Origin of the sequence: Paucibacter sp. Y2R2-4 (genome assembly GCF_025717535.1) — a bacterium.
Taxonomy (GTDB): domain Bacteria; phylum Pseudomonadota; class Gammaproteobacteria; order Burkholderiales; family Burkholderiaceae_C; genus Paucibacter_A.
This window is the reverse complement of sequence record NZ_JAJIRO010000001.1, coordinates 54,009-80,466: the sequence shown is the minus strand read 5'-3', so window position 1 is coordinate 80,466 and position 26,458 is coordinate 54,009. Positions and strand designations below refer to the sequence as shown.

Sequence of the window (26,458 nt, the reverse complement as noted above, 5' to 3'; positions counted from 1 at the left end):
AAGAAAAACAACGATGTCCGACACCCTCGCCCTTTTGGAGGCGCTGATTGCGCGCCCCTCGATCACGCCCGACGACGCCGGCTGCCAAGACCTGATTGCGACCCACCTGCAAGCGCTGGGTTTTGAGATCGAACGCATGGACAGCGGCCCCGACAACTTCCGTGTCCGCAACCTCTGGGCCATCAAGCATGGCAGCGCACCGAATCCCGCCGTGATGATGTTGGCCGGCCACACCGATGTGGTGCCGCCGGGGCGCCTGGACAGCTGGACCTCAGACCCCTTTGTGCCCAGCTACCGCGAGGGCCGCATCTACGGCCGTGGTGCCGCGGACATGAAGGGTTCGGTCGCCGCCATGGTGGTGGCCGCCGAAGAGTTTGTGCAGGCCCACCCAGACCACGCCGGCAGCTTGGCATTTTTGCTGACCAGCGATGAAGAAGGCCCCTCGGTCGATGGCACCAAGGTCTGCTGCCAACTGCTGCAGGCGCGCGGCCAGAAACTGGACTACTGCATCGTGGGCGAGCCCACCTCGGTGGACCAGCTCGGCGATATGCTGAAGAACGGCCGCCGCGGCACGCTCAGCGGCAAACTGCGGGTCAAGGGCATTCAAGGTCATGTGGCCTATCCGCAGTTGGCGCGCAATCCGGTGCATCAGGCCGCGCCGGCCTTGGCCGAGTTGGCAAGCACCCAATGGGATGCTGGTAACGCCTATTTCCCCGCCACCACCTTCCAGATCTCCAATATCAACGCCGGCACCGGCGCCACCAATGTGATCCCAGGCGAGATGGTGGTGGACTTCAACTTCCGCTTCTCGACCGAGTCCACGCCGGAAGGCCTGAAGTCCAAGGTGCAGGCCCTGCTGGCGCGCCATGGTTTGGAGTACGCGCTGGACTGGACCTTGGGCGGCGAACCCTTCCTGACCCCGGAAGGCAATTTGAGTGCGGCCATCAGCGCAGCCATCCTGGCGCAGACCGGCTTGCAGACGCAGCTGTCGACCACCGGCGGCACCTCCGACGGGCGCTTCATCGCCAAGATCTGCCCGCAGGTGATCGAGTTCGGCCCCATCAATGCCAGCATCCACAAGATCGACGAGTACCTGCCCGCCGACAGCCTGGAGCCGCTCAAAGAGATTTACCGACGCACGCTGGAGAACCTGCTGCTGTGAAGCTGATTGACTGCATTGAACTGAACGCCGCCCGCCTGACCCAGGCGGGCGTTTCCTTTGGGCATGGCACCACGAATGCATTCGACGAGGCGGCATGGCTGGTCCTGTGGCGCTGCGGCCTGCCGCTGGACAGCCTGGATGAGCATGAGCAAGTGGAGCTGAGTGCTGAGCAAGAGCAGCAAATCAGCACTCTGGTGGACGAGCGCATCAGCAGCCGCAAGCCTGCCGCCTACCTGACCCGCGAAGCCTGGCTGCAGGGTATTCCTTTTTATGTGGACGAGCGCAGCATCGTGCCGCGCAGCTTGATCGCGGAGCTCATCGCAGACGCGTCGATTGACGCCTGGTTGTCGGACCAAACCCAGCGCGTGTTGGACCTTTGTACTGGTAATGGCTCTTTGGCGGTGTTGGCGGCCATGGCCTGGCCCGAGGTTGCGGTGGACGCCATCGACCTCAGCGTTGATGCCCTGCAGGTGGCGCGCATCAATGTCGACAAACATGCCTTGAGCGAACGCATCCGTCTGCTTCAAGGTGATGGCCTGAGCCCAGCGGCAGGTCAGCGCTATGACTTGATCCTGTGCAACCCGCCCTACGTCAACAGCGACTCGATGAGCAAGCTGCCGGCCGAGTACCGCGCAGAACCCGAGTTAGCGCTGGCCGGTGGCACCGACGGCATGGACTTTGTTCGTGGCCTGTTGGCCCAGGCCAGCCAGCATCTCAGCCCGCAGGGCGTGCTGGTGCTGGAAATCGGTAACGAACGCGAATTTTTTGAAGCGGCATTCCCGCAGTTGGAAGTGGCCTGGATGGAAACATCGGCCGGAGAAGACCAAGTCTTGCTCGTCACCCAAGAAGAACTCACAAAGAAAAACCAGGACCTGCAAGCATGATCACCTTACGCAATATCACACTGCGCCGCGGCACCAAGGTCGTGCTCGACGACGCTTCCGTCACGCTTCAACCGGGCGAAAAAATCGGCTTGGTGGGGCGCAACGGCGCCGGCAAATCCAGCCTGTTTGCGATGCTGACCCACCGCCTGCAAAACGACAAAGGCGAGGTGGACATTCCGCGTCAATGGGCGGTGGGTGAAGTGGCGCAGAACATGCCCGAAACCGAGATGCCGGCGACCGAGTATGTGTTGGAAGGCGACACCCGCTTAATGGCGGCACGCGCAGCGCTTGACGCCGCCGAGGCCGCCGAAGACGGCCACGCCATGGCCGACGCGCATGCCTTGCTCAGCGATGTGGGCGCTTTTGATGCCCGGCCGCGTGCGCAAGCCCTGTTGATGGGCCTGGGCTTCAAGGGTGAACAGGTCGATGCGCCGGTGAACAGCTTTTCGGGCGGCTGGCGCATGCGTTTGCAACTGGCCCGCGCGCTGATGTGCCCGGCCGATTTGATGCTGCTGGACGAGCCCACCAACCACTTGGACTTGGACGCCTTGGTCTGGCTGGAAGCCTGGCTGCAGCGCTATGAAGGCACGCTGATCGTGATCAGCCATGACCGCGAATTCCTGGACGCCATCACCCGTGTGACGCTGCACCTGGACGAAGCCAAGCTGATCCGCTACGGCGGTAACTACACCACCTTTGAAACCATGCGCGCCGAGCGCATGGAGCAGCAAACAGCGGCCTTCGGCAAGCAACAAGAACGCATTGCCCATCTGCAGAAGTTCATTGACCGCTTCAAGGCCAAGGCCAGCAAGGCCAAGCAGGCACAGAGCCGGGTCAAGGCCTTGGAAAGAATGGAAAAGCTGGCGCCGGTGTTGGCCTCGGCCGACTTCTCATTCGAGTTCCGCGAGCCGCTGAACTTGCCCAACCCCATGCTGATGTTTGACGAAGTGGCCTGCGGCTACGACACCGCTGAGGGCGAGAACGTCATCGTGCGCGGCATCAACCGCTCGGTCTTGGCCGGCCAACGCATCGGCATCCTCGGCGCCAACGGCCAGGGCAAGTCAACCGTGGTGAAAACCGTGGCCCGCATGCAGCGCGCCATGGGGGGCAAGATCACCGAGGGCAAGGGCCTGACGATCGGCTACTTTGCCCAGCAAGAGATGGACGTGTTGCGCCCCGACGAAGGCCCGCTTTCGCACATGGTGCGCCTGGCCAAAGAGGTCAGCCCGAGTGCGCGCGAGCAGGAGTTGCGCGACTTCTTGGGCCAGTTCCGCTTTGTCGGTTCCATGGTCAATCAGGAAGTGGGCTCTTTGTCGGGCGGTGAAAAGGCGCGCCTGGTGTTGGCCATGCTGGTCTGGCAACGCCCCAACCTTCTACTCTTGGACGAACCCACCAACCATCTGGACTTGAACACCCGCGAGGCCTTGTCCATGGCCTTGAATGAGTTCGAGGGCACGGTGATGCTGGTCAGCCACGACCGGGCCTTGCTGCGCGAGGTGTGCGACGAATTCTGGCTGGTCACCAAGGGCGCGGTATCGCCCTTTGACGGCGACTTGGACGACTATCAGAAGTGGCTGCTGGAGCAATCCAAGGAAGCCGCCAAGGCGGCCAAGGAAGCGGCGAAAGCCGCGCTCAAGAGCGCTAGAAGTGGTGGCAATGTCTCTGCACCCGCGCCCGCCGCCGCCCCTGTCGCGGCACCGGTCGCAGCCAAAGCGCCAGCAGCGCGGGAGGACCGCAAGTCCAGCGGCCAAGCGCGGCAAAAGCTGGCCGAGCAGACCAAGCCGCTGCGTCGCGAAATGGAATCCATTGACGCGAAGCTGAACAAACTGGCCGACGAGCGCAGTGCGGTGGAAGCTCAGTTGGCCGCAGGCAGCGCCACGCCGGTGCAAATTGCTGAATTGGGCCGCCGATTGAAGGCCATCGGTGACGAATTGGCCGACGCGGAAATGCGCTGGCTGGAGTTGAGCGCCGAAGTCGACGCCATCCACGCCGCCGGTTGAACCCGCCGGAGCGCGGGCCCCCGAGCTCGCGCATCACAGTGCAAGCTCGGCCAAGGGTTCAGCGCGCGAGAAGCACGGCCGCCACGCCTAAGGCGGCCGGCAAGGCTTGGACAAAGAGAATCTTGCGGCTGACGGTAGCCGCTCCATAAACACCGGCCACCACCACACAGCCCAAGAAGAAAAGCTGGTTCGGCACGCCCGTCGCCCCTTGGCTCAAGCTCCAAAACAGCCCCGCGCTCAAGAAGCCGTTGTAGAGACCTTGATTGGCAGCCAGCACCTTGCTGGCCTGGGCAAACTCCGGCGTCAAGCCGAACACCTTTCGACCCAAGGGCTTGGTCCAGAGAAACATCTCAAGGACCAAGAAGTACAGATGCAAGCCGGCCACCAAAGCCAGCAGAAGGTTCGCAATCCATTGCATCGAGGGCTCCAATTCAAGTCGCTTGTGTAAAGCGCAGCACTGTACATGCGCCGACCTGTTTGCCTGATCCTTTTGGATTAGTTATAGACCCTGGCCCTGAGAGCCGCAGCAAATCCCCAAAGGCGCATTCCTGTAGTCCCTCAGCAAGAACCCTAGTATGGGCCGTAACACAAAGGCCAATAACCATTTAAATTGTGCGCAATTTAATTGCCAGCTACATTCTTATCCATGCCAAGCAAAACATCGCCTCAGCAAAGCAGCGGAACTCAGAAAACTTCGCCGCGTGACATGACTTCGAGCGACACCATGATGCAACTCGATCAGCAGCTTTGCTTCGCCCTGTACGCCAGTTCTCTGGCGATGACCAAGGCCTACAAACCCCTACTCGAGCCGCTTGGACTGACCTACCCTCAATACTTGGTGATGTTGGTACTCTGGGAAAGCGATGGCATTCATGTGTCCCAACTGGGTGAACGCCTATCGCTGGACTCAGGCACGTTGACTCCGCTGCTCAAAAGGATGGAAAGCAACGGTTGGCTCCGGCGTCAAAGAGCCCAAGAAGATGAGCGGCGCGTCGAGGTCTTTTTGACAGAGCACGGGCAAAGCCTGAAAGCAGCTGCTCGCCCCATTCCTGGCATCTTGGCTTGCGCCAGCGACTGCAGCTTGAAGGAGCTCCAAGAATTAACGCAACGATTGCATCAGCTGAAGCAGCAAATGCAGAGTTTTTTAAACACCGACCGAAGTCGAGATACAAGACCTGCTTGAGACGCTTGGCGTGCAAAGCCAGTCACACCCAAGCTGCCATCCAAGCCTGTTCGACACCGTTTCGCCTGCTCACGTTTCGCCTCTTCATGTTTCGATCACCCACCACCGCAAAGGAAGACACCATGGCACTCGACAAAGTTCTCTATACCGCCCACGCCACCAGCACTGGCGGCCGCGAAGGCAAGTCCTCGACGCCAGATGGCGTTCTGAACTTGACTCTGTCTACCCCCAAAGAACTGGGAGGCGCCGGCGGCCCTGGCACCAACCCAGAGCAGTTGTTTGCCGCAGGCTACTCAGCTTGTTTCATTGGTGCCATGAAGGTCGTTGCGAGCAAGATGAAAATTGCTTTGCCTGCCGACCTGAGCATCAAAGCCGAAGTTGGCATCGGCCCGATTCCCGCAGGCTTCGGCATTCAGGTCGCCCTGAACATCAGCATCCCCGGCCTGGACAAGGCGAGCGCTGAGCAACTGGTGGCTGCGGCTCACCAGGTCTGCCCCTACTCAAATGCCACGCGCGGCAATATCGATGTCAGCTTGAATATCGTGTAAGTCAGCTGCTGAAGGATAAACAAACGGGGCCGCTGCAAAACAGCGGCCCCGCTCAACTGAAGCGACTCGGCACCTGGCCTCAGCGACTTTGCGCTCCGCATTTTTGCCACAGCAAGGTCAGCAACAGTTCGATGCGCGCCTTCACCGGGCTCAAGGCACCGGCGCTGGGCAAGGCTTCCGTGGACGAAGTGACGGGGCCGGCATCACAGCGTGTGCTTCGCCACACCGAAACCCCAGCGCTTTGCGCCTCACGCAAGGCGGCTTCCAGGCCCACAGACAAGCTGCCATTGCCTGTGCCGGCAACCACGAGACCATCGACACCCTGGGCCAGCAGCGCTCGAACTGCCGAGCCGTTGGCGCCCACGTAGTTCATCACGATCTCGATGCGGGGCCAGGCGTCAATCGAACTGGCCGACAAGGCCTTGGTGCCTACTGCATCGCCTGTAACGGGCGCCGCAGCCAACCAGCGAATTTGCCCTTCTTCGATGCACGCCAAACGCGCGCCATCGACCGAAGCAAAAGCGTCCACCTTGTAGCTATGAATTTTCCGCACCTGTTCGGCGCTATGGACTTGGCCAGCAAAAGCGAGCAATACACCTGAGGCTCGTGGGTCCAGTGCCAAAGTCACTGCATCCAGCAAGTTCTGCGGGCCGTCCTTTTGCAAAGCCGTGGCTGGACGCATGGCTGCGGTCAGAACGACGGGCTTCTTTGGTGCCAGCACACGCTGAAGAAAGTAGGCAGTTTCTTCCAGCGTGTCCGTCCCATGAGTAATCACCAAACCCGCGACATCGGGACGCGCCAGGTGCGCTTCGACACGCAAAGCCAAACGTTGCCAGGTCGCAAAATCCATATCCTTGCTGTCCAACTGGGCCACTTGTTCAGTTTCAAGCAGGTAATTCGCCAACGGCGGAATTGCCACCAGCAACTGCTCAACTCCGAGTTGTGCCGCACGGTAGCCCACATTGTCAGACGCATCTTCCGCCGTGCCCGCGATCGTGCCGCCCGTTCCCAAGATCACCACCCGCCCTGAGGCGACGCCGTGCGTCTGTTCATCTGGGCCATGAGAGGTATAGTTTTTTTGCATTTTTCGCTGAGCTGGATGAAAATACAGTTACTGGATGAATATTCAGGTCAACCGAAGCAGGATCCCCATGGACGACAAGCCGAAGCTCACCGCACGTCAACAACAAATCCTTGATTTGGTCCGACAGGCCATCGAAATGACCGGAGCGCCGCCCACTCGGGCAGAAATTGCCGCTGAATTAGGGTTTCGCTCGGCCAATGCCGCCGAAGAACATTTACAAGCCTTGGCTCGCAAAGGCGTCATTGAATTGCTGGGCGGCACATCCCGCGGCATCAGGCTGAAGTCTGACACATTGAAAGCGGTGCATCAGGCAAGAGAAGCGAAAGAAGCCCAGCAACTGCGCATGGGATTGAGCCGCAGCAAGGAGCTGAATGACCGGCAATTCACATTACCGCTTGCGGCTCTGGCTCAATTGAGTTTGCCCTTGGTGGGCCGTGTTGCTGCGGGTCAGCCTATTTTGGCGCAAGAACATATCGAACAAAGCTACGCGGTAGAAGCCAGCATGTTCACACAAAAGCCCGACTATCTATTGAAAGTCCGAGGCATGAGTATGAAAGATATTGGCATCATGGACGGCGACTTGCTTGCCGTGAAGAAAGCTTCCGAAGCCAAGAACGGTCAGATTGTTGTGGCTCGCCTCGGCGATGAAGTCACAGTCAAGCGTTATCAGCGCAATCGCAAAGGCATTGAATTGCTTCCTGAAAACTCTGACTTCGAGCCCATATTGGTGGCTGAGGGCGATGAGAGTTTCGCACTCGAAGGATTGGCGGTCGGCCTTATTCGTGGGCAGATGTTCAACTGAAACCAATTTTTCGCTAAATGTGCGCCAGCCCTTCCAAACTGGGTTGGTATTCATTGTTTGGAGTATCGGATTACTTCCAAATACGAGAATCATCACCCGGCCGTACCAAGCAATGCTGAGTCTTACTCAAAATCGCGATGACGTGGGCGACGGCCATCCATTGATGGCCTCGGCTTTGAGCTGATCTAGCGAAAAGCTGAAATGCTTTTGCCCAACTGATTTGCGAGTTATTGAAACCAGCAGACCCAACAAGGGCCGGACTCGCGAGCTCCATTCATGTCAGCGATCGTAGATTCTGAACTTGATTCAGAAAACCCAGCTTCAGATGAGGCATCAGGCATCAGGCATCAGGCATCAGGCATCAGGCAATGCAGTGAGGGATGAGGTCGACTGACGGGCCACCCTTCGGAGCAGGCTCGCATCTTTCTGCTTAGGCTGGAGCAGACGGCCCTGACACCCAAACTGCCAGAGACAGACACAAAAGAAAAAGCCCTGACCGCTTTCGCAATCAGGGCTTTCAATATTGGCGGAGTGGACGGGACTCGAACCCGCGACCCCCGGCGTGACAGGCCGGTATTCTAACCAACTGAACTACCACTCCAAATGATGAACAATTCGCATGAGCAAACTCTTCATCATCGGACAAGTTTTGTAATCACTCAATGTGATTACCAAGCCTTGTCAAACTTGGCGTCCCCTAGGGGATTCGAACCCCTGTAGTCACCGTGAAAGGGTGGTGTCCTAGGCCTCTAGACGAAGGGGACTAAACCTTCTATGCAACCGATACTGCTTAAAACGCGCGCCGCCATCTATCAGCAAATGCCAGTAAATGGTGGAGATAAACGGGATCGAACCGTTGACCTCTTGCATGCCATGCAAGCGCTCTCCCAGCTGAGCTATACCCCCGAATTTCTTAGGGCGCTGCGCTATTCAAGCAACACAACTACATTCAGTATAACACATTAAATTCGCTAATCTTTCAACTAACTACTTTAATGTTTGCTACGGTTAATACCGTAGCAGTATGCTGGCGGAGTGGACGGGACTCGAACCCGCGACCCCCGGCGTGACAGGCCGGTATTCTAACCAACTGAACTACCACTCCATGTATATTAGTATAACACGAATATACAGAACAAATTTGTAGTTGTCTTAAAACATTCTCAAAACAACTACCAAGTCTTGTCAAACTTGGCGTCCCCTAGGGGATTCGAACCCCTGTAGTCACCGTGAAAGGGTGGTGTCCTAGGCCTCTAGACGAAGGGGACTAAACCTTCTACTTTCTACTTTCTTGAACTGCGCGCCGCCAAATAATATTTGGTGGAGATAAACGGGATCGAACCGTTGACCTCTTGCATGCCATGCAAGCGCTCTCCCAGCTGAGCTATACCCCCAAAACCTTCAACTCAAAACATTCACTCAGTACTTTGTCAATCTGAGCTTTCACTCGCTTTGACTTGGCTACCGTGCGACGTTTTGCGTATCGCGCTGTTCAAGCAAGACGTAGATTGTAGAACGTTTTTTAGGCGGAGCGCAAGCGTTTGATCACAATTTCTTTTTCAAACAACTCGAGTACAGCATCCACGCTGGGTGTTTGCACTCGTCCGCAGACCAAAGCGCGCACAGGCATGGCCAAGACGGGCATTTTGATGCCGTGTGCTGCAATCGTTTCTTTGATCGCAGCAGCGATGTTGGCCTTGGTCCATTCCGCCATGGCCTCCAGACGATCAGCAAGTCCAGACAAGGCAGGCTTGATTGCGTCGGTCACATGGCTTGCTAGGTCTTCTGCGCTGGGGCTGACCGGCGCGAAGTACATGAGCAGCCAGTCACACAAAGCGACCGTCGTTGCGCACCGGTCTTTGAACAAAGCACACATGGGCAGCAAGCGCGAAGGTTCAGCCTCAATGCCCTGCTGGCGCAACTGAGCAGAAACCAGCCCGGCCAAGCGAGCATCATCGGCTTGCTTGATGTACTGGCTGTTCACCCATTCCAACTTGGCGGGATCCCATTGGGCCGGACTCTTGTTCAGATGGGTACCGTCGAACCAAGACACTAGCTGCTCCCGGCTGAACAGTTCGTCGTCGCCGTGGCTCCAGCCCAAGCGCGACAGGTAGTTCAGCATGGCCTCGGGCAAGTAGCCGGCTTCTTCATAGGCCGTGACACTAACTGCGCCGCGGCGTTTCGACAGCTTCTGGCCGTCATCACCCAAGATCACAGGCACATGGCCAAACTGAGGCAAGGGCGCGCCCAGCGCATTGAAGATATTGATCTGCCAAGGCGTGTTATTGACATGCTCATCGCCCCGGAACACATGGCTGATTTGCATATCCCAATCGTCCACCACTACCGCGAAGTTGTAGGTGGGCACGCCCAGGCTGCCGGCCGGCGCGTCTTCGGCGGCGGGTCGCAAGATGATCAGATCATCGATCTCGCGGTTGTTGATGGTGATGGGACCCTTCACCAAGTCGTCCCAGGTCACATCGCCTTCGAGCGGGTTCTTGAAGCGAACGACCGGCGCAACACCTGTTGGAATAGGTGGCAGCGTCTTGCCGGCCTCCGGGCGCCAGCGTCCGTCGTAGCGGGTCTTTTCGCCACGAGCCCGCTGTGCCTCGCGCATTTCGTCCAACTCAGCCGGCGTGCTGTAGCAACGATAGGCCTTGTCCTCGGCGATCAATTGTTCAGCCACCGCGTGATAGCGCTCCAGGCGTTGCATCTGGTAGATCGGGCCTTCGTCATAGTCCAGACCCAACCACTTCATCGAAGCCAGAATCTGTTCTACCGAGTCTTGCGTCGATCGGGCCACATCGGTGTCTTCAATGCGCAGCACAAACTTGCCGCCGAAATGACGCGCATAGGCCCAAGAGTACAAAGCCGTACGTGCGGTGCCCAGATGCAAAAAGCCGGTGGGCGAAGGTGCAATTCGCGTGCGAACAGGGAGTGAAGCGTTTTGGCTCATAGCGATTTCAAAGTAGAAAGTCCGCGCAACAAATCGTCGGTGATGTCATCGACATGCTCCAGACCGACGGACAAGCGGATCAAACCTTGGCTGATGCCTGCGGCCTGACGCTGCGCTTCGCTGAGGCGACCATGCGAGGTGGTTGCGGGATGGGTGATGATGGATTTGGTATCGCCCAAGTTGGTGGCGATGCTGAGCACGCGGGTGCTGTCGATGATGTGAAAAGCTGCGGCGCGAGCGGCTTCGGGCGAGTCCGCTCGCAGCTCAAACGACAACACCGCCCCACCCTGCCCTGATTGCTGGCGCATCGCCAACTCATGCTGGGGGTGCGAGGGCAAAGAGGGGCAATAGACGCGCGCCACCTCGGGTCGTGCTTCCAACCACTTGGCCACGGCCAAGGCACTTTCGCTTTGGGCGCGCATGCGCAAATTGAGCGTCTCCAAGCCCTTCAAGATCACCCAAGCATTGAAGGGCGCCAAGACCATGCCCAAGGTGCGCATCACCGGACCGAACACATCTTTGATCAGTGCATTCGACCCGCACAAGGCGCCGGCCATGACCCGGCCTTGTCCATCCATGAACTTGGTCGCCGAATGCATAACCAGATCAGCGCCCATCTTGGCCGGTTGCTGCAGGGCTGGTGTCGCGTACGTGTTGTCCACCACCAGCATCGCGCCGGCCGCATGAGCCATATCAGCCAAGGCGCGGATATCGCAAACTTCGGTCAGCGGGTTGGTGGGCGTCTCAGCAAAAAACAAGCGGGTGTTCGGCCGAATGGCATCGCGCCATTCCTGCAAATCGGTCTGCGAGACAAAGCTGGTCTCAACCCCAAACTTGCCAAACTCTTTGGCAAACAAATTGATGGTGGAGCCGAACACCGAACGTGAGCACACCACATGGTCGCCGGCCTTGAGCAAGCCCATGCAGACCAAGAGAATCGCGCTCATGCCGGTCGATGTAGCAATGGCGGCCTCGGTGCCTTCCATGGCGGCCAAACGCGCCTCCAGACTGCGTACCGTCGGATTGCTGGTGCGCGAGTAAGTGAAGTCCTCGGAAGCCGCAAATCGCCGCGCCGATTCCTCGGCGTTGGGCTGCACAAAAGTGCTGGTCAGGAACAAGGCTTCAGAGTTCTCGCCGTGCTGGCTGGGCGCCAGCGCAGTGCGCACGGCCAGCGTCTCTGGACGCAAACCTTCGGGCAATTGAGCGCGTTGCAGGCGGCGCTCTTCGTCGTGGCTCATTGACCCTCACCCCCGCTTTGCAGGGCCAAGCGTGTGCGGGCCGGGCCCTCTTCTTCATCGCCCTGAGCGCGGCGCTGAGCCTCCAGCTTGGCGAAGTCTTCAGCCGTGACATCACCGGTCACATAGACGCCGTCAAAGCAAGACGCCTCAAAGCCCTGAACCGCGGGCTGCAAGGCGGCGACGACGCGCTTCATGGCATCCACATCTTGGTAAATCAGCGCGTCGGCGCCGATGAACTGACGGATCTCTTCGATATTGCGGTTGTGTGCGACCAACTCTTCGCTAGTCGGCATATCAATGCCGTAGACATTGCGGTAGCGCACCGGCGGCGCCGCCGAGGCCAGGTAGACCTTGCGTGCGCCGGCCTCGCGAGCCATCTGCACAATTTCTTTGGAGGTGGTGCCGCGCACGATGGAGTCGTCGACCAACAGCACATTGCGGTTCTTGAACTCCAGGCCGATGGCATTGAGCTTCTGGCGCACCGACTTCTTGCGCGCGCCCTGCCCCGGCATGATGAAGGTGCGGCCCACATAGCGGTTCTTCACAAAGCCTTCGCGATACGGCTTGCCGATGCGATGGGCCAGTTGCATGGCCGATGGCCGGCTGGACTCAGGGATTGGGATCACCACATCGATATCGCTGGGCGGCATGGTAGAGATCAAGCGCTGCGCCAAGGTCTCGCCCATATTGAGGCGGGCTTGGTAGACGGAGATGCCGTCCATCACCGAATCTGGGCGAGCCAGATAAACGAACTCGAACATGCAGGGATGCAGCGAAGGGTTCTCGGCGCATTGCTGCGTGTTCAAAGTGCCATTCATGTCGATGAACAAGGCCTCACCTGGCGCCACATCACGGATCAACTGGAAGCCATTGCCTTCCAAGGCCACGCTCTCGCTGGCCACCATGAACTCGCCATCTGCCGCCTGACCGAAGCACAAGGGCCGGATGCCATAAGGATCGCGGAAGGCCAGCAGGCCGTGGCCCGCAATCAACACGATGACGGCGTAAGACCCCTTGATGCGCTTGTGAACAGCGCTCACCGCCTTGAACACGCCCTCAGCCCCCAAAGGCAAATCGCGCGCAGCCAGCTCCAACTCATGGGCCAAGACATTGAGCAGGACTTCAGAGTCACTCTCGGTATTGATGTGGCGGCGGTCAATGTCGAAGAGCTCGGTCTTCAGGCTTTGCGCATTGGTCAAATTGCCGTTGTGCACCAAGACCAGGCCGAAAGGCGCATTGACGTAGAAGGGCTGCGCCTCTTCTTCGCTATAGGCATTGCCCGCGGTCGGATAGCGCACTTGACCGAGGCCAATCGTGCCTGGCAGTGCACGCATATTGCGCGTACGGAAGACGTCGCGCACCATGCCTCGGGCTTTGTGCATGAAGCACTTATTGCCCTGCATGGTGACGATGCCTGCTGCATCCTGACCGCGGTGCTGCAAAAGCAGCAGCGCGTCATAAATCAACTGGTTGACCGGTGAGCGAGAGATCACGCCGACGATGCCGCACATGGCTATTCCTTGTCTTGTAGAGACGCTAACAAACTAAAAAACAAAATCTTCAAAACCTTGATGCGCAAGCTGCCAAAACTCAGGCCAAGCCCGGCACCGACTGCAGCAACTCAGCCGGCAACAAAGGCCGCAAGGTCTGCAACACGACTTGCATGAGCGGCACCAGTTGGGAGCCCTGCCAAGCTTGGGACTCTATCGCTGGGGTCATGCCCACGACAAGCACCAAGGCCAAACAGATCAAGAGTCCACGCAAAAAACCAAATCCAGCGCCCAGCAATCGATCCAAGATGCTCAAAGGAGACGCATGCAAGAGCGCACGAAACAACTTGGCCCCCAGCCCCCAGATCGACAAGACCGCCACAAAGGCGATCACCAGTGCCAGCACATGCGACAGACTGGGACCCAACTTGGCTTGAGGCAGCCAGCTTTCCAGCAAGGGGCTCAATAGAGGCGATAGCAAATAAGCGACCAGCCATCCGGCGAGCGACAACAATTCAAAAACCAGCCCCCGCCATAGGCCCAGCAAAAGTGAGCCGCCCATCAAGCCAAGCAAAAGCCAGTCGATCCAGTTCACGCTCTCAGCGCCCCGTCGTGCTCAAAACTTGCTCTCGCTGCGCCGCGGCAATCAAAGCGTCAGAACTGCGGTGCTCAAACCTGCGGCCCGAATGCGAGCCGCCGCTTTGTCGGCCTCATCCCGATTGGCGAAAGGCCCGATGCGCACACGAATACGGTCCCCGGCCGGTGTCTTGGCCACCTGGGTGTAAGTCTTCAAGCCCAGCTTCTCGACCTTGAGGCGCACATCCTGCGCGGCCTTGCTGTCGGCGTAGGCGCCCACCTGGACGACCAAGCGCCCAGCAGCATCGGAGGCGCGCGCATCGCTGGGCTTGCCGTCAAGCAAGGATTGCACCCGAGCGGCCTCATGGCCATTGCCCTTGGCATCGGCCTTTGCCTCGTGGGTCTTGGCGCGCTCCGCAGCCTTGTCAGCAGCCTTGTCGGCAGCTTTGTCCGCGGACTTCTCTGCCGGCTTTTCGGCAGCCTTCGCCGCCTGCGTCGAAGGCTTGCTCTCCGCTTTGGCTTCTGCCTTCGGTTCAGCGACTTTGACAGGCGCCTTCTCTGTGGTTTTCTCCGCCAACTTGGCCGCAGCTGCCGTCGCCGCCAATGCCTTGCTGGCTTCTATCGCCGGCGTCGAACTCGGAGTCTGAGTCGTTTCAGTGACAGCGGCCGCCTGTTTAGCCGGTGCTTGGCTTTCGGCTTCTGCAGCAGGAAGCGCTGGCAATTGCTGGGCGGGTGCGGATGGCAGAGGCGCCGGCACCTTCAAGGCCGCCACATGGTCTTTGCCCGGAATCTCGATGGGCAGATCCACAGGAATCGGACGCGGCTGGGTCTCAAACAAGAGAGGGAAGCCAATCACCCCAAGACCCACCAAGACCGCAGCGCCAATCAGGCGATGGCGTGCACGCAGACGGAGTTGTTGTACCGCATCGACAGAATCGGACACCGATTTGGCAGCCGGCGGAGGCGTTCCGCGCTTGAAAAATGACAGCAGACCCATGGCGTTTTGGCAGCGTGAGCCCGTAACAGGCTGAGGTTCTGGCCTCGGATGGAGGCCCGGATTTCAAGACAGGATCGAAGGGGGTTGGGCTGGTTTACCGGCCTGCAGACGCGGCACTCCGTTCTTCAGCACGCCTCCCACGGTATGGAAGGAACCGAAGACCAGAATTCTATCAGCGGGGTCAGCGCCGGCTGCCGCCGCATTCAATGCCGTGAGTGGATCGCCGTGCTGATGGAGCGTTACTTGTGCGCCAGCCTTTAACTCGCCGGCCGCGCGCAGTTGCTCAAACTGAGCGAGCAAGGCGGCTGCGGTCGCAGCACGCGGTAGGTCCAGATCGCAGAAGTGCCAAACGTCGATGAGAGGCGCCATGCGCCGGAAGATGGCCTCAATATCCTTGTCTGCCATCGAGCCAAACACCGCATGAGTGCAAGGGAAGAAGCCCATCTGATCCAGGTTCTGCGCCAAGGCCGCCACGGCATGCGGATTGTGCGCCACGTCCAGCACCAAGGCCGGCTGACCGGCCAGCACCTGGAAGCGCCCCGGCAGTTCCACCATGGCCAGGCCATTGCGCACAGCCTGTGCACTTATGGGCAAGCGCTCGTACAGGGCCTCAAAAACAGCCAAGACGCCGGCGGCATTCAGCAGTTGATTGACCCCGCGCAAAGCCGGATAGGCCATGCCGCTGAAGCGCCGACTGCGCCCCGACCATTGCCATTGCTGGCGGTCGCCAGCGTAAGTGAAGTCAACGCCGAGTTGGCGCAAATCGGCACCCAGTTCCTTGGCTCGCGCGGCCAAGCTGGCCGGCGGCATGGGATCACTGACGACCACCGGGCGGCCCGCGCGCATGATGCCGGCCTTCTCTCGGCCCACCGATTCACGATCCGGCCCCAGGTATTCGGTGTGATCCAAATCGATGCTGGTGATGACCGAGCAATCGGCATCGATCGCATTGACGGCATCCAAGCGGCCGCCCAAGCCCACCTCCAAGATCACCAGATCCAAGGGTTCTGCCGCCAATCGCAGCATGATGACCAGGGTCGTGAACTCGAAGTAAGACAGTGTCATCTCGCCACGCGCCGCCTCAACCGCCTCGAAGTAAGGCAGCAACGAGTCCGCCGATACCGGCTCGCCACCAACGCGGCAACGCTCTTGGAAATGCACCAAATGCGGCTTGATGTAGAGGCCCACCCGGTAGCCCGCTTGCAGGGCGATCGACTCCAGCATTGCGCAGGTTGAGCCCTTGCCATTGGTGCCGGCCACCATCACCACCGGCGTTTCAAACTTCAAACCGAGCCGATCGCGCAAGGCGATGACGCGATCCAAGGTCATATCGATGGTTTTGGGATGCAGTCGTTCGCAATGGGCGAGCCAAGCGTCCAGGCTTTCCGGGTGCGCGAACTTGGGTTGCAAGCTATCAGAGGACATCGTCGTCATCGATTCACAAAACAGCACGGCCAGACCTTGTGGGCCTGGCCGTTGGGTTTGACAAGCCGAGCGGCTGGAGTCGAGATCAGGCCACCGCGTCGGAGCTCATGCGTTGCAGCATGGCGAGTTGACGAGCAATCTTCTCGCGCAGTTCGCGGCGATCCACAATCATGTCGACCGCGCCCTTCTCCATCAAAAACTCGGCGCGCTGGAAGCCTGCCGGCAGCTTTTCGCGCACAGTGTTTTCGATCACGCGCGGGCCGGCAAAACCGATCAAGGCCTTAGGCTCCGCAATCACCACATCGCCGACAAAAGCAAAGCTCGCCGACACACCGCCCATGGTCGGATCCGTCAAGACCGAGACATAAGGCAGTTTGGCCTTGGCCAAACGTGTCAGCGCTGCATTGGTCTTGGCCATCTGCATCAAGCTCAAAAGACCCTCTTGCATACGGGCACCACCGGTGGCCGTGAAGCAAATGAAAGGCGTCTTTTGCTCAATGGCGGTTTCAACGCCGCGCACAAAGCGCTCGCCGACCACCGAACCCATGGAGCCGCCCATGAAGTTGAACTCGAAGCAGGCCGCCACCACCGGCACCGTCATGACGGCGCCGCCAATGACCACCAGCGCATCAGTCTCGCCGGTGTGCTCCAGCGCTTCCTTGAGCCGGTCGGGGTACTTTTTGCTGTCTTTGAACTTCAGTGCATCGACAGGCAGCACCTCTTGGCCGATCTCGAAACGGCCTTCGCCATCCAGAAAGGCATCCAGACGGGCGCGCGCGCCAATCCGGTGGTGGTGGCTGCACTTGGGGCAGACATTGACGTTTTGCTCCAAGTCGGTCTTGTACAGCACCGTTTCGCAGGATGGGCACTTGATCCACAAACCTTCCGGCACCATGCGGCGCTCGGTGGGGTCGGTTTGCTGCATCTTGGGCGGCAGAAGTTTTTCAAGCCAACTCACAAGCAGACTCCTTTGTCTTTTGAACTGAAGCGACGGGCTATGCGTCTAGCGCGGCCCGAATCTCGCGGATGAACTGAGCACCCGTCTGGGCGACATTATCGCGCGGCTGGACCTCCAGCAACTCAACCAGCCGAGAACCGATCACCACTGCGTCCGAAACATCGGCCACAGCGCGCGCGGTAACGGCGTCGCGAATGCCAAAACCCACCCCCACCGGCGTGCTCACATGACGCCGAATGCGCGGAATCATCTCGGCCACGGCCGCCGTGTTCAGGTGGCCAGCGCCGGTCACGCCCTTGAGCGACACATAGTAGACATAGCCGCTGGCGATCTGGCCGATGCGCTGCATGCGCGCCTCGGAGGACGTGGGGGCCAACAAGAAGATCGGATCCAGCTCTTGCGCCTTCAACAAGGCGGCGAAGGCTTCGCACTCTTCCGGCGGATAGTCCACCACCAAGACGCCGTCCACGCCGGACGCCTTAGCGTCAAGCACAAAACGCTCGATGCCGTAGCGCTCGATCGGGTTGGCATAGCCCATCAGCACCACGGGCGTGGCTTGATTGCTGCGACGAAACTCGGCCACATCAGCCAAGACTCGCGCCAAGCCGATGCCGGCCTTGACCGCGCGCTCCGCAGCCCGTTGAATCACCGGGCCATCGGCCATGGGGTCCGAGAACGGGACGCCCAACTCGATCACATCGGCACCCGCCTCCGCCATGGCCAACATCAGCGGCACGGTGGTTTCTGGGAAAGGGTCGCCGGTGGTGACAAAAGGAATCAGGGCTTTGCGACCTTCAGCGGCCAATCGCGCAAAAGTGGCTTGGATGCGGCTCATGGCTGGGCTCCTCTCACCGGCATCGCGACTGGAACGGCAGTTGGAACACCCATTGAAACGGGATCCCCGCCCTTCACCGATTGGCCCTTGCAGGAGGGGCGGCAGTAGAACTCGGCCTTGGACAGATCGGCCACCGTACCAATGTCTTTGTCCCCGCGTCCGGACAGGCAGACCAGCAAATGCTGATCAGCCGGCAGCGTCGGCGCCAGTTTCATGGCGTAGGCGACCGCATGACTGGACTCCAGCGCCGGAATGATGCCCTCGGTGCGACACAAATGATGGAAAGCGGCCAAGGCTTCCGCATCCGTCACACCCACATATTCGGCGCGACCGATGTCCTTCAAATACGCATGCTCGGGGCCAACGCCAGGATAGTCCAGACCTGCTGAGACCGAATGCGTCTCGATGATCTGGCCATGCTCATCCTGCAGCAAATAGGTGCGGTTGCCATGCAGCACACCGGGGCTGCCGGCCGACAAGGTGGCGGCATGCTTGCCGGAAGCAATGCCCTCGCCCGCCGCCTCAACGCCGATCAGCCGGGTGCCCGCATGCTCGATATAGGGATAAAAAATCCCCATCGCATTGCTGCCACCGCCGACGCAGGCAATCACCGCATCCGGTTGGCGCCCAATCATGCTGGGCATCTGCTCTAGACATTCATCGCCAATGATGCGCTGGAAGTCGCGCACCATCATCGGATAAGGGTGCGGGCCGGCCACGGTGCCGATGATGTAGAAGGTCGACTCGACATTGGTGACCCAGTCGCGCATCGCCTCGTTCAACGCATCTTTCAGCGTTTTAGAGCCGGACTCCACCGGCACCACGCGCGCGCCCAGCAAATGCATGCGGTAGACATTGGGGCTTTGGCGCTTGATGTCTTCGCTACCCATATAGACCACACATTCCATGCCGTAGCGGGCGCAGATGGTGGCCGTGGCCACGCCGTGCTGGCCTGCGCCGGTCTCGGCAATGATGCGCTTCTTGCCCATGCGCTTGGCGAGCAAGGCCTGACCAATGGTGTTGTTGATCTTGTGCGCGCCGGTGTGGTTCAAGTCCTCACGCTTCAAGAAGACTTGCGCGCCACCCAGTTCGCGGCTGAGGCGGTCTGCGTGATAAACCGGGCTGGGGCGACCAACAAAGTGGGCCAGTTCTTTCTTGAACTCGGCGATGAAGTCGGGGTCTTGGGCGTAATGCGCGTACGCGGTCTTCAACTCTTCAAGCGCATGCACCAAGGTTTCGGAGACAAAGCTGCCGCCATAGGTTTGGCCCTTGACCGGGCCGAAATGCCCTTGGGCATTGGGTTGCTGATAGCTACTCATAGGTTTGTGGGATTCAATCTCAATCTGGCTGATTCACATCTGCCTCGGCCAATAGCGCATCGGCTTGGCGTACGGCGGTGCAGAACTGACGCATCAGCGTGGCGCACTTGAGGCCCTTGGCCTCGGATTCCACGCCAGAGCTGACGTCAACGGCCCAAGGCCGCAGCTGAGTGATCCCAGTCAGCACATTTCCGGCATGCAACCCACCAGACAAAACGACTGGAGAGCGCACGTTTCTTGGAATGAGTGACCAATCGAAAACCTTTCCACCGCCACCATAGCCGTCGACATGGGCGTCGAGCAGGATGGCTTGGGCTGCTGAATACTGTTGCGCGTAGTTTAACAAATCGAAGTCTGCCGTGACTCGGGCCGCCCGAAGATAGGGCCGCCCAGGTCGGTTGCAGGCCTCGGGCGATTCATCGCCATGGAACTGCAGCAGCATATTCGGCAAGGCCGCCAAGCCCTCGGCCAGTTCGGCCTCGCTGGCATTGACGAACAAGCCCACCGGCATCACAAACGGCGGCAACAGCCGCGCCAACTCGGCGGCACGCATTGGGCTGACATAACGAGGACTCTTGGCGTACATGACAAAGCCGATGGCATCGGCGCCAGCTTCGACCGCAGCCACGACGTCGGCCTCACGGGTCAGGCCACAGATCTTGATGCGGGTGCGTTGATTCATCACAGCTTCTCAGGCGCCTTCGCGGTTTTTACGGTATCCCGGCAACCAGTCCATGGCGGCCGTGTGTGTGGGAATGGCATCTTCGGTGTCGTAATAAGGCCCGGTGAAATAAAGGCCATCGGGCGGAAAGGTGGGCGCCGCAAAACGACGCTCGCCACGGGCCAGAACTTCGGCAAACCACTCCACCGGTTTGGCGCCGCGACCGACCGCCAAAAAACTGCCCATCAGATTGCGGATCATGTGGTGCAAAAAGGCCGAGCCATCGAAGTCAAAGCGCCAGTAGTCGCCGTACTTTTCGATCTCGATCTTGCGCATGGTCTTCACCGGCGACTTGGCCTGGCATTCCGAGGAACGGAAGGCGCTGAAATCATGCTCACCGATCAAGAGCGCCGCAGCCTCTCGCATCAAGTCGCCATCGAGCTTGCGGTAGGTCCAGCCTACTGCGCCCGCCTCCATCGAGGGGCGCACCACCGACTCGAGCAAGACATAGCTGTAGCGGCGCCCGCGTGCATCAAAACGCGCATGAAAGTCGGCGCGCGGGTACATCGCCCATTGCACCGCAATATCGTTCGGCAAATGGCAGTTGGTGCCACGCACCCAAGAGCTCAGATCGCGTTCGACCTCGCAGTCCAGATGCACCACTTGGTTGAGCCCATGCACGCCGGTGTCGGTGCGGCCGGCGCAAACCGTCTGAACGCGGCGCGCAGTGAACTGGCTCAAGCCTTTTTCCAGTACATCTTGTACCGTCTGTCGATCCGCCTGGCTTTGCCAGCCGTGATAAGCCCAACCGCGGTAACTGACCCCTAAGGCAACTCGCATCACTTCACTCGAAAAAACGCTTCACAAAGAAAAAGGCGCCCGGCCAAGCCGGGCGCCCTCGATTGTCTCGCATCAATCGCGATCGAACGATCAGCGCAACTCGTTCAGCATGGCCTGCGCTTTGTCACGCAAGGGACCACCGGCCTTGGAGATCAACTCTTGCAGCACTTCGCGAGCCCCTTCGGTATCGCCGATTTGGCGGAACTCGTCAGCCAACTCCAGCTGACGCTGCAAAGGATCACCCTCGTCTTCCATCAGATCGAAGGCATTGGCCAAGGGGTCCGTGGCTTCTGCAGCAGGGGCTGCACCCTCATTGATCATGGCGGCGAACTCGGGCGGCAAATCCAGATCGTCCATCGGAGCGGACTCCGCCACCGGGATGGGCGCAGGGCTGTCGACTTCGGGCAAGTCCAAATTGATCGAGGACAGATCAAAGTCCAGGGCGGAGCCTGCGGCGGCTGGCGGAGGAGCGGCCGGCTCATCCAATGTGCCCAGATCATCGAGATCAAACTCTAGATCGGTCGGCGCTGCGGGGTCCACCGGTGCAGGAGGCTCTGACAGATCAAAGTCCATGGACAAAGGCGCCTGCTCGACCGTGGTGGCCATGGCCTGCGTGGCGTCCATGGCGATCGGAGAAGCAGGTGCAGCGGCGGGCGCCGGGCTACCCAAATCCAGATCCAAATCGAGATCAAAGCCGCTCATCGGGCTGGTATCCACCGCCCCGCTGCTGCGGCCCAGTGGCTCGGTGGCCAAATGCCCTGCCGTATGGGGCATGGTGCTGGCGTCCATCGGCTCGGGCGGTGACTCACGACCACCTGCGCCTTGGCTGGGAGCGCCGCCGGGCTGGTACAGCGGGTTTTCAGGATCGATTTGGCGACCCAGTTCTTGCGCACGAGCCCAGTCATCACCAACACCACCGGTGTCAGCAAACAGCTGAATCGCAAGTTGCTCAAAGCCCTTGGTGTCGCGACGCTTGGCGTAGACCTCCAGCAGCTTGAGACGAATCGCCAAACGTTCTGGCGTGGCACGCAAGGCTTCCTTGAGGATTTCCTCAGCCTGCAAATCGCGGCCGTAGGCCAGATACACATCGGCCTCGGCCACCGGATCGACGTCACCAATGGCATCGAGCTGGCTCAAGGAATAGTTCATCGACGAGGCGGCGCCGGTGGCATCGCGGGTGTCGACGCGCTGACCTCCGGTGGCGCCAAAGAATGAGTCAGGCTGCAGCCGGCTTTCATGGAAGCCCGTGTCCGCCTTGGCGGCACCTTTGCGCGCACGCACACGGTACAAACCGAAACCACCGGCGGCCAGCGCCAAAGCGCCGCCAACCAAAGCCAGCGGATTGGCCAAGAGCTGATCCAGCAGACCGGGCTCTGCCGCTTGCGGCTGAGGAGGCAGGGCCATCGGTGCAGAAGCGGGCTTGGCGGCAGACGCAGCCGATGCTGCCGCTTGAACTTGAGGTTTGGCAACGGACGCGGCCGGGGATGCCGCTTCCGCGGGTGCAGCCGCTGCAATCACAGGCGCGGCAGGCAATGCGGGCATTGACGCTGGTGCGGCAACAGCTGCGGGAGCGGGCGCAGGTGTTGGGGCCGCCGCTGGAGTTGGAGCCGAAGCCACCGCCGACGCTGCAGGTTTGGCCGCGCTGGAGATCTTCTTTAGCTCCTCCACGTTGCGCGTCAACTCGGCCATGCGAGCCGCGGCATCTTTCTTCTCGGTTTCTTTCGAGGCCTTGGCGGCCTTGGCATCCACCGCCGCTGCATTCGCGCTGGCCGCCTTGCTCAGCATCAATTTGTCAGGCGTTGGAGCCGGCGCAGGTTTGCGATCTTCCACGGCCGCTTGCACCTTACCTTTGGCCTGGCGCTCGCTCTGGTCCTTTTCCAAGGTCGGGGCGGCGCTGCTCAAACGCAAGCGGTAAGCGCTGAAATCAGCACTCTGGGCGCGAATCACCTCACGCGCTTCTGGCTCAGGCAGGGCACTCAAGGTTTCACTGCCAGGCACTTGCAGCACCACGCCCGACTTGAGGCGGTTCATATTGCCGCCCAAGAAGGCATCTGGATTGTTGCGATACAGGCCCACCAACATTTGATCCAGGGACACACCGGGCACTTGAGTCTTGTTGGCAATGCGAGCCAGATAGTCGCCCGGCTTGACCTTGTACTCTGACGCACCGCTGGCCGACGAGGCAGCCGACGCCGCGGGCTGAGCCGACTGCGCTGCACGAGCGGCGCTGGCTTCAGCGCGAGACCGAGCGGACTCCAGGGACGGGCGGCTGCTTGGAGCCACTGCCGTTGGTGCAGGAGCCGGCAGCGGCGCCGGTGAAGGCGCGATCGTCTGCGTCTGAGCCGGAGCAGGCGGACTCACCGGCTCGGGACTTGCCGCAGAGATCACGGGTGAAGCCACCACGGCGGGTGCCGTGTTGGCTGGCTTGGGATTCGCCGGGGGGTCAAACAAGAGCGTGTATTCACGCACCAAGCGGCCGCTCGCCCAGGTCAGTTCAAGAATGACATCGACAAAGGGTTCCTGCACCGCCCTGTCACTGCTCACGCGCAAAAAGCTACGACCGTTGCTCTTGGCGATTTGAACTTGAGTGCTGGTCAGAACCGCGTTGTATTCAACGCCGGTGGCTCGGTAAGACTCAGGCGGCGCAATCCGAACCTTCAGCGTGCCCGCTTCTTCTGGGCTCAAGCTGGTGATATCAATCTCGGCCTTGAGAGTTTCGCCCAATGCCGATTGCACCGACAAGCGCCCCAGACCCAAACCCCAAGCCGTGCTGCTGGCCATGGCCAACACAGCGGCTGCGGCAGCCGCCACTTGGGTTCGACCATAACGAGGGCGGCGAAGGCCGCGCTGCGGATTCTGCGAATGTTGCGAGTCTTTCATCGCCAAGCCTTGGGCCAGAGCCCCTGCGCAAATATTTGGTTTCAAGGCGTCCCCCAAAGCAACAAGGCGGGCACCCTTGGGTGTCCGCCTGTTTCGACGATGTTTGTTGTCTGCTCAACAGCGCTCACGATGCCATCCCCATGCGCACTTTCGATTGGAAATCTGAATAGTGGCAAGCATATACGCATAGAAGCTCAGGCAAAGGCTGAAAAGCTCTATAGACGCCGCTCTGATTCAGCCCGTTACAAGCTTGTCGCTTGCCGGCAACGGGCTGTCAGTGGAATTAATTCGCCAGTAGGATGCGCAACATGCGACGCAGCGGCTCGGCCGCGCCCCACAACAACTGGTCGCCAATGGTGAAAGCACCCAGGTACTCGGGGCCCATGGCCAGCTTGCGCAAGCGACCGACAGGAATCGTCATGGTGCCAGTCACGGCCACGGGGGTCAGGTCTTGCACCGTCGCCTCGCGGGTATTCGGCACCACCTTCACCCACTCGTTATCAGCGGCGATCATGGCCTCGATGTCGGCCAGGGGCACGTCCTTCTTCAGCTTGAAGGTCAGGGCCTGGCTGTGGCAGCGCATGGCGCCTACGCGCACGCAGAAGCCGTCCACGGGGATGGCGCTGGAACCGAAGCCCTCGCCGATGCCGAGAATCTTGTTGGTCTCGGCCATACCCTTCCACTCTTCCTTGGACATGCCGTTGCCGAGGTCCTTGTCGATCCAGGGGATCAGCGAACCGCCCAGAGGCACGCCGAAGTTGGCGGTCTCGGCGGCGCTCAAGGAGCGCTGGGTGGCGATGACTTGGCGGTCGATTTCTAGGATGGCGCTCTTGGGGTCATCCAGCAAGGCGCGCACGGATGCATTCAGCGTGCCGTACTGCGTCAGCAGTTCGCGCATGTGCTGGGCACCGCCGCCGCTGGCGGCCTGGTAGGTCTGGGTGCTCATCCACTCGACCAAGCCGGCCTTGTAGAGCGCGCCCACGCCCATCAGCATGCAGGACACGGTGCAGTTGCCGCCGACCCAGTTCTTGCCGCCCTTGGCCAAGGCATCCTTGATCACCGGCAGATTGACCGGGTCCAGAATGATGACGGCGTCCGATTCCATGCGCAGCGTCGAAGCGGCATCGATCCAGTGGCCGTTCCAGCCGGCGGCGCGCAGCTTGGGGAAGACTTCGCTGGTGTAGTCGCCGCCCTGGGCGGAGATGATGATTTCGCAGCGCTTGAGCTGCTCGATATCAAAGGCGTTCTGCAGCTTGGTCTCGTTCTTGGCCTGAGCCGGGGCGGCGCCGCCGGCATTCGAGGTGCTGAAGAACAGCGGCTCGATCAGGTCAAAGTCTTTTTCTGCGCTCATCCGGTCCATCAGGACCGAACCCACCATGCCGCGCCAGCCTACCAATCCAACAAGTGTCGTCATCGCTGTTACCTCTATCGCCCTAAAAAAGAAAAAAGCCTTGGACTTCTTCTTCCCCGGCTTGTGTCGCCGGGGGTGTAGGGGCGAGACAAACCGGAGCTGAACTAGCCCTTAATGGTTTTGGTCATGGTGATGGCCGCAACGACCGCATCACCCATCTCGCGCGTGCCCACTTTTTGAGTGCCCTCACTCCAAATGTCTGCGGTACGCAAACCTTGGGACAACACCGAGCCCACAGCGGCTTCGATACGAGCAGCAGCTTCGGGTTGGTTGAGGGAGAACTTGAGCATCATGGCAGCGGACAGGATTGTAGCCAAAGGATTGGCGATGCCCTTGCCCGCGATGTCCGGCGCACTGCCGTGGCTGGGCTCGTAGAGGCCCTTGTTGTTCTTGTCCAGCGAGGCCGAGGGCAGCATGCCGATGGAGCCGGTCAGCATGGCGGCCGCGTCGGACAAGATGTCGCCGAACATATTGCCGGTCACCATCACGTCGAAGCGTTTGGGCGCCTTGACCAGTTGCATGGCGGCGTTGTCCACATACATATGGTCGAGCTCCACATCGGGATACTCGGCGCCGACTTCGATCATCACGTCCTTCCAGAACTGGAAGGTCTCCAGCACATTGGCCTTGTCCACGGAGGTCACGCGCTTGTTGCGTTTGCGTGCCGCTTGGAAGGCCACATGGGCGATGCGCTCGATCTCCGGGCGCGAATAGCGCATGGTGTCAAAGGCTTCTTCGCTGCCGGGGAAATGCCCGTCGACGGCCGTGCGGCGACCACGCGGCTGTCCGAAATAGATGTCACCGGTCAGCTCACGGATGATGAGGATGTCCAGGCCCGCCACCAACTCGGGCTTCAAGCTCGAGGCATGCGTCAGCTGCTCGTAGCAAATGGCCGGGCGGAAGTTGGCGAACAGGCCCAGGTGCTTGCGCAGGCCCAGAATGGCCTGCTCGGGGCGCAGCGGCCGATCCAACTTGTCGTACTTCCAGTCGCCCACCGCGCCGAACAAAACTGCATCGGCGTCCTTGGCTAGTTGCAGCGTGGAATCGGGCAGCGGATGGCCCGCCGCCTCGTACGCCGCGCCACCCACAGGGGCGGTCTCCAGCTCGAACTTCAAGTCCAAGACATTCAAGACCTTGACGGCCTCGGCCACGATTTCAGAACCGATGCCATCACCGGGAAGAACTGCGATCTTCATTTGCTGGGGCCTC

General features: G+C 60.1%; 22 protein-coding genes and 6 tRNA genes. 6 read left to right on the top strand and 22 right to left on the bottom strand.

What is annotated here, in order from left to right:
- Nucleotides 1-13 precede the first annotated feature (13 nt).
- The 3 genes from dapE to LNV06_RS00325 are packed head-to-tail and all read left to right on the top strand — an operon-like array spanning nucleotide 14 to nucleotide 4,046.
- Nucleotides 14-1,162 carry a succinyl-diaminopimelate desuccinylase gene (dapE, locus tag LNV06_RS00335; RefSeq protein WP_263536257.1) on the top strand — a complete coding sequence of 383 codons (1,149 nt, stop codon included), beginning with the start codon at nucleotides 14-16 and terminating at the stop codon, nucleotides 1,160-1,162.
- Entirely contained in the window at nucleotides 1,159-2,046 is an 888-nt protein-coding gene (gene prmB, locus LNV06_RS00330) for a 50S ribosomal protein L3 N(5)-glutamine methyltransferase (RefSeq protein ID WP_263536256.1), read from the top strand. Before dapE ends, prmB begins: the two co-directional genes overlap by 4 nt.
- Entirely contained in the window at nucleotides 2,043-4,046 is a 2,004-nt protein-coding gene (locus LNV06_RS00325; RefSeq protein WP_263536255.1) for an ABC-F family ATP-binding cassette domain-containing protein, read from the top strand. The genes prmB and LNV06_RS00325 overlap by 4 nt, the downstream gene beginning before the upstream one ends.
- A gap of 58 nt (nucleotides 4,047-4,104) precedes the next feature.
- Here the strand turns inward: LNV06_RS00325 and LNV06_RS00320 are convergent, their stop codons facing one another.
- Nucleotides 4,105-4,464, bottom strand: coding sequence for a DUF1304 domain-containing protein (locus tag LNV06_RS00320; protein WP_263536254.1), 360 nt, complete (start codon nucleotides 4,462-4,464; stop codon nucleotides 4,105-4,107).
- Nucleotides 4,465-4,692: 228 nt separating this feature from the next.
- Between LNV06_RS00320 and LNV06_RS00315 the strand changes: the two genes are divergently transcribed.
- Nucleotides 4,693-5,229, top strand: a complete 537-nt coding sequence (locus tag LNV06_RS00315) for a MarR family winged helix-turn-helix transcriptional regulator (RefSeq protein WP_505190983.1) — start codon at nucleotides 4,693-4,695, stop codon at nucleotides 5,227-5,229.
- Between the two features lie 122 nt (nucleotides 5,230-5,351).
- Entirely contained in the window at nucleotides 5,352-5,777 is a 426-nt protein-coding gene (locus tag LNV06_RS00310; RefSeq protein WP_263536252.1) for an organic hydroperoxide resistance protein, read from the top strand.
- Between the two features lie 79 nt (nucleotides 5,778-5,856).
- Here the strand turns inward: LNV06_RS00310 and LNV06_RS00305 are convergent, their stop codons facing one another.
- Nucleotides 5,857-6,861 carry an asparaginase gene (locus tag LNV06_RS00305; protein WP_263536251.1) on the bottom strand — a complete coding sequence of 335 codons (1,005 nt, stop codon included), beginning with the start codon at nucleotides 6,859-6,861 and terminating at the stop codon, nucleotides 5,857-5,859.
- Nucleotides 6,862-6,928: 67 nt separating this feature from the next.
- On the opposite strand from LNV06_RS00305, the gene lexA reads away from it, so the two are divergent.
- Nucleotides 6,929-7,663, top strand: a complete 735-nt coding sequence (lexA, locus tag LNV06_RS00300) for a transcriptional repressor LexA (protein ID WP_263536250.1) — start codon at nucleotides 6,929-6,931, stop codon at nucleotides 7,661-7,663.
- Between the two features lie 524 nt (nucleotides 7,664-8,187).
- Here the strand turns inward: lexA and LNV06_RS00295 are convergent.
- The 20 genes from LNV06_RS00295 to leuB all read right to left on the bottom strand — a co-directional run bounded on the left by LNV06_RS00295 (nucleotide 8,188) and on the right by leuB (nucleotide 26,445).
- Nucleotides 8,188-8,264 (bottom strand) — tRNA-Asp (locus LNV06_RS00295).
- A gap of 87 nt (nucleotides 8,265-8,351) precedes the next feature.
- Nucleotides 8,352-8,427: transfer RNA gene (locus LNV06_RS00290), tRNA-Glu, on the bottom strand.
- Between the two features lie 66 nt (nucleotides 8,428-8,493).
- Nucleotides 8,494-8,569: transfer RNA gene (locus tag LNV06_RS00285), tRNA-Ala, on the bottom strand.
- A 122-nt stretch (nucleotides 8,570-8,691) separates the two neighbouring features.
- Nucleotides 8,692-8,768: transfer RNA gene (locus tag LNV06_RS00280), tRNA-Asp, on the bottom strand.
- Between the two features lie 87 nt (nucleotides 8,769-8,855).
- A tRNA-Glu gene (locus LNV06_RS00275) sits at nucleotides 8,856-8,931 on the bottom strand.
- Nucleotides 8,932-8,981: 50 nt separating this feature from the next.
- A tRNA-Ala gene (locus tag LNV06_RS00270) sits at nucleotides 8,982-9,057 on the bottom strand.
- A 128-nt stretch (nucleotides 9,058-9,185) separates the two neighbouring features.
- On the bottom strand, nucleotides 9,186-10,619 hold the full coding sequence (gene gltX, locus LNV06_RS00265; protein WP_263536249.1) for a glutamate--tRNA ligase: 1,434 nt from the start codon (nucleotides 10,617-10,619) through the stop codon (nucleotides 9,186-9,188).
- Nucleotides 10,616-11,857, bottom strand: a complete 1,242-nt coding sequence (locus tag LNV06_RS00260) for an O-succinylhomoserine sulfhydrylase (RefSeq protein ID WP_263536248.1) — start codon at nucleotides 11,855-11,857, stop codon at nucleotides 10,616-10,618. The genes gltX and LNV06_RS00260 overlap by 4 nt, the downstream gene beginning before the upstream one ends.
- On the bottom strand, nucleotides 11,854-13,368 hold the full coding sequence (gene purF / locus LNV06_RS00255) for an amidophosphoribosyltransferase (RefSeq protein WP_263536247.1): 1,515 nt from the start codon (nucleotides 13,366-13,368) through the stop codon (nucleotides 11,854-11,856). Before purF ends, LNV06_RS00260 begins: the two co-directional genes overlap by 4 nt.
- Before the next feature lie 79 nt (nucleotides 13,369-13,447).
- Nucleotides 13,448-13,942: a CvpA family protein gene (locus tag LNV06_RS00250; RefSeq protein WP_263536246.1), complete on the bottom strand. Its 495-nt coding sequence runs from the start codon at nucleotides 13,940-13,942 to the stop codon at nucleotides 13,448-13,450.
- 51 nt (nucleotides 13,943-13,993) lie between these two features.
- Nucleotides 13,994-14,920 carry an SPOR domain-containing protein gene (locus LNV06_RS00245; protein WP_263536245.1) on the bottom strand — a complete coding sequence of 309 codons (927 nt, stop codon included), beginning with the start codon at nucleotides 14,918-14,920 and terminating at the stop codon, nucleotides 13,994-13,996.
- Between the two features lie 63 nt (nucleotides 14,921-14,983).
- Nucleotides 14,984-16,345 carry a bifunctional tetrahydrofolate synthase/dihydrofolate synthase gene (gene folC, locus LNV06_RS00240; RefSeq protein ID WP_263536244.1) on the bottom strand — a complete coding sequence of 454 codons (1,362 nt, stop codon included), beginning with the start codon at nucleotides 16,343-16,345 and terminating at the stop codon, nucleotides 14,984-14,986.
- Between the two features lie 85 nt (nucleotides 16,346-16,430).
- Nucleotides 16,431-17,303 (bottom strand): acetyl-CoA carboxylase, carboxyltransferase subunit beta, encoded by an 873-nt coding sequence (gene accD / locus LNV06_RS00235; RefSeq protein ID WP_263536243.1) that lies wholly within the window; start codon nucleotides 17,301-17,303, stop codon nucleotides 16,431-16,433.
- Nucleotides 17,304-17,340: 37 nt separating this feature from the next.
- Nucleotides 17,341-18,138: a tryptophan synthase subunit alpha gene (gene trpA, locus LNV06_RS00230; protein ID WP_263536242.1), complete on the bottom strand. Its 798-nt coding sequence runs from the start codon at nucleotides 18,136-18,138 to the stop codon at nucleotides 17,341-17,343.
- A complete protein-coding gene (gene trpB / locus LNV06_RS00225) occupies nucleotides 18,135-19,457 on the bottom strand; it encodes a tryptophan synthase subunit beta (RefSeq protein WP_263536241.1) in 1,323 nt (440 codons plus the stop codon). Before trpB ends, trpA begins: the two co-directional genes overlap by 4 nt.
- 19 nt (nucleotides 19,458-19,476) lie before the next feature.
- Nucleotides 19,477-20,139: a phosphoribosylanthranilate isomerase gene (locus tag LNV06_RS00220; protein WP_263536240.1), complete on the bottom strand. Its 663-nt coding sequence runs from the start codon at nucleotides 20,137-20,139 to the stop codon at nucleotides 19,477-19,479.
- Between the two features lie 9 nt (nucleotides 20,140-20,148).
- A complete protein-coding gene (gene truA, locus LNV06_RS00215) occupies nucleotides 20,149-20,958 on the bottom strand; it encodes a tRNA pseudouridine(38-40) synthase TruA (RefSeq protein WP_263536239.1) in 810 nt (269 codons plus the stop codon).
- A gap of 90 nt (nucleotides 20,959-21,048) precedes the next feature.
- A complete protein-coding gene (locus LNV06_RS00210) occupies nucleotides 21,049-23,838 on the bottom strand; it encodes a FimV/HubP family polar landmark protein (protein WP_263536238.1) in 2,790 nt (929 codons plus the stop codon).
- A gap of 283 nt (nucleotides 23,839-24,121) precedes the next feature.
- A complete protein-coding gene (gene asd, locus LNV06_RS00205; RefSeq protein ID WP_263536237.1) occupies nucleotides 24,122-25,252 on the bottom strand; it encodes an aspartate-semialdehyde dehydrogenase in 1,131 nt (376 codons plus the stop codon).
- Nucleotides 25,253-25,353: 101 nt separating this feature from the next.
- Nucleotides 25,354-26,445 carry a 3-isopropylmalate dehydrogenase gene (gene leuB / locus LNV06_RS00200; RefSeq protein WP_263536236.1) on the bottom strand — a complete coding sequence of 364 codons (1,092 nt, stop codon included), beginning with the start codon at nucleotides 26,443-26,445 and terminating at the stop codon, nucleotides 25,354-25,356.
- Nucleotides 26,446-26,458: the final 13 nt, after the last annotated feature.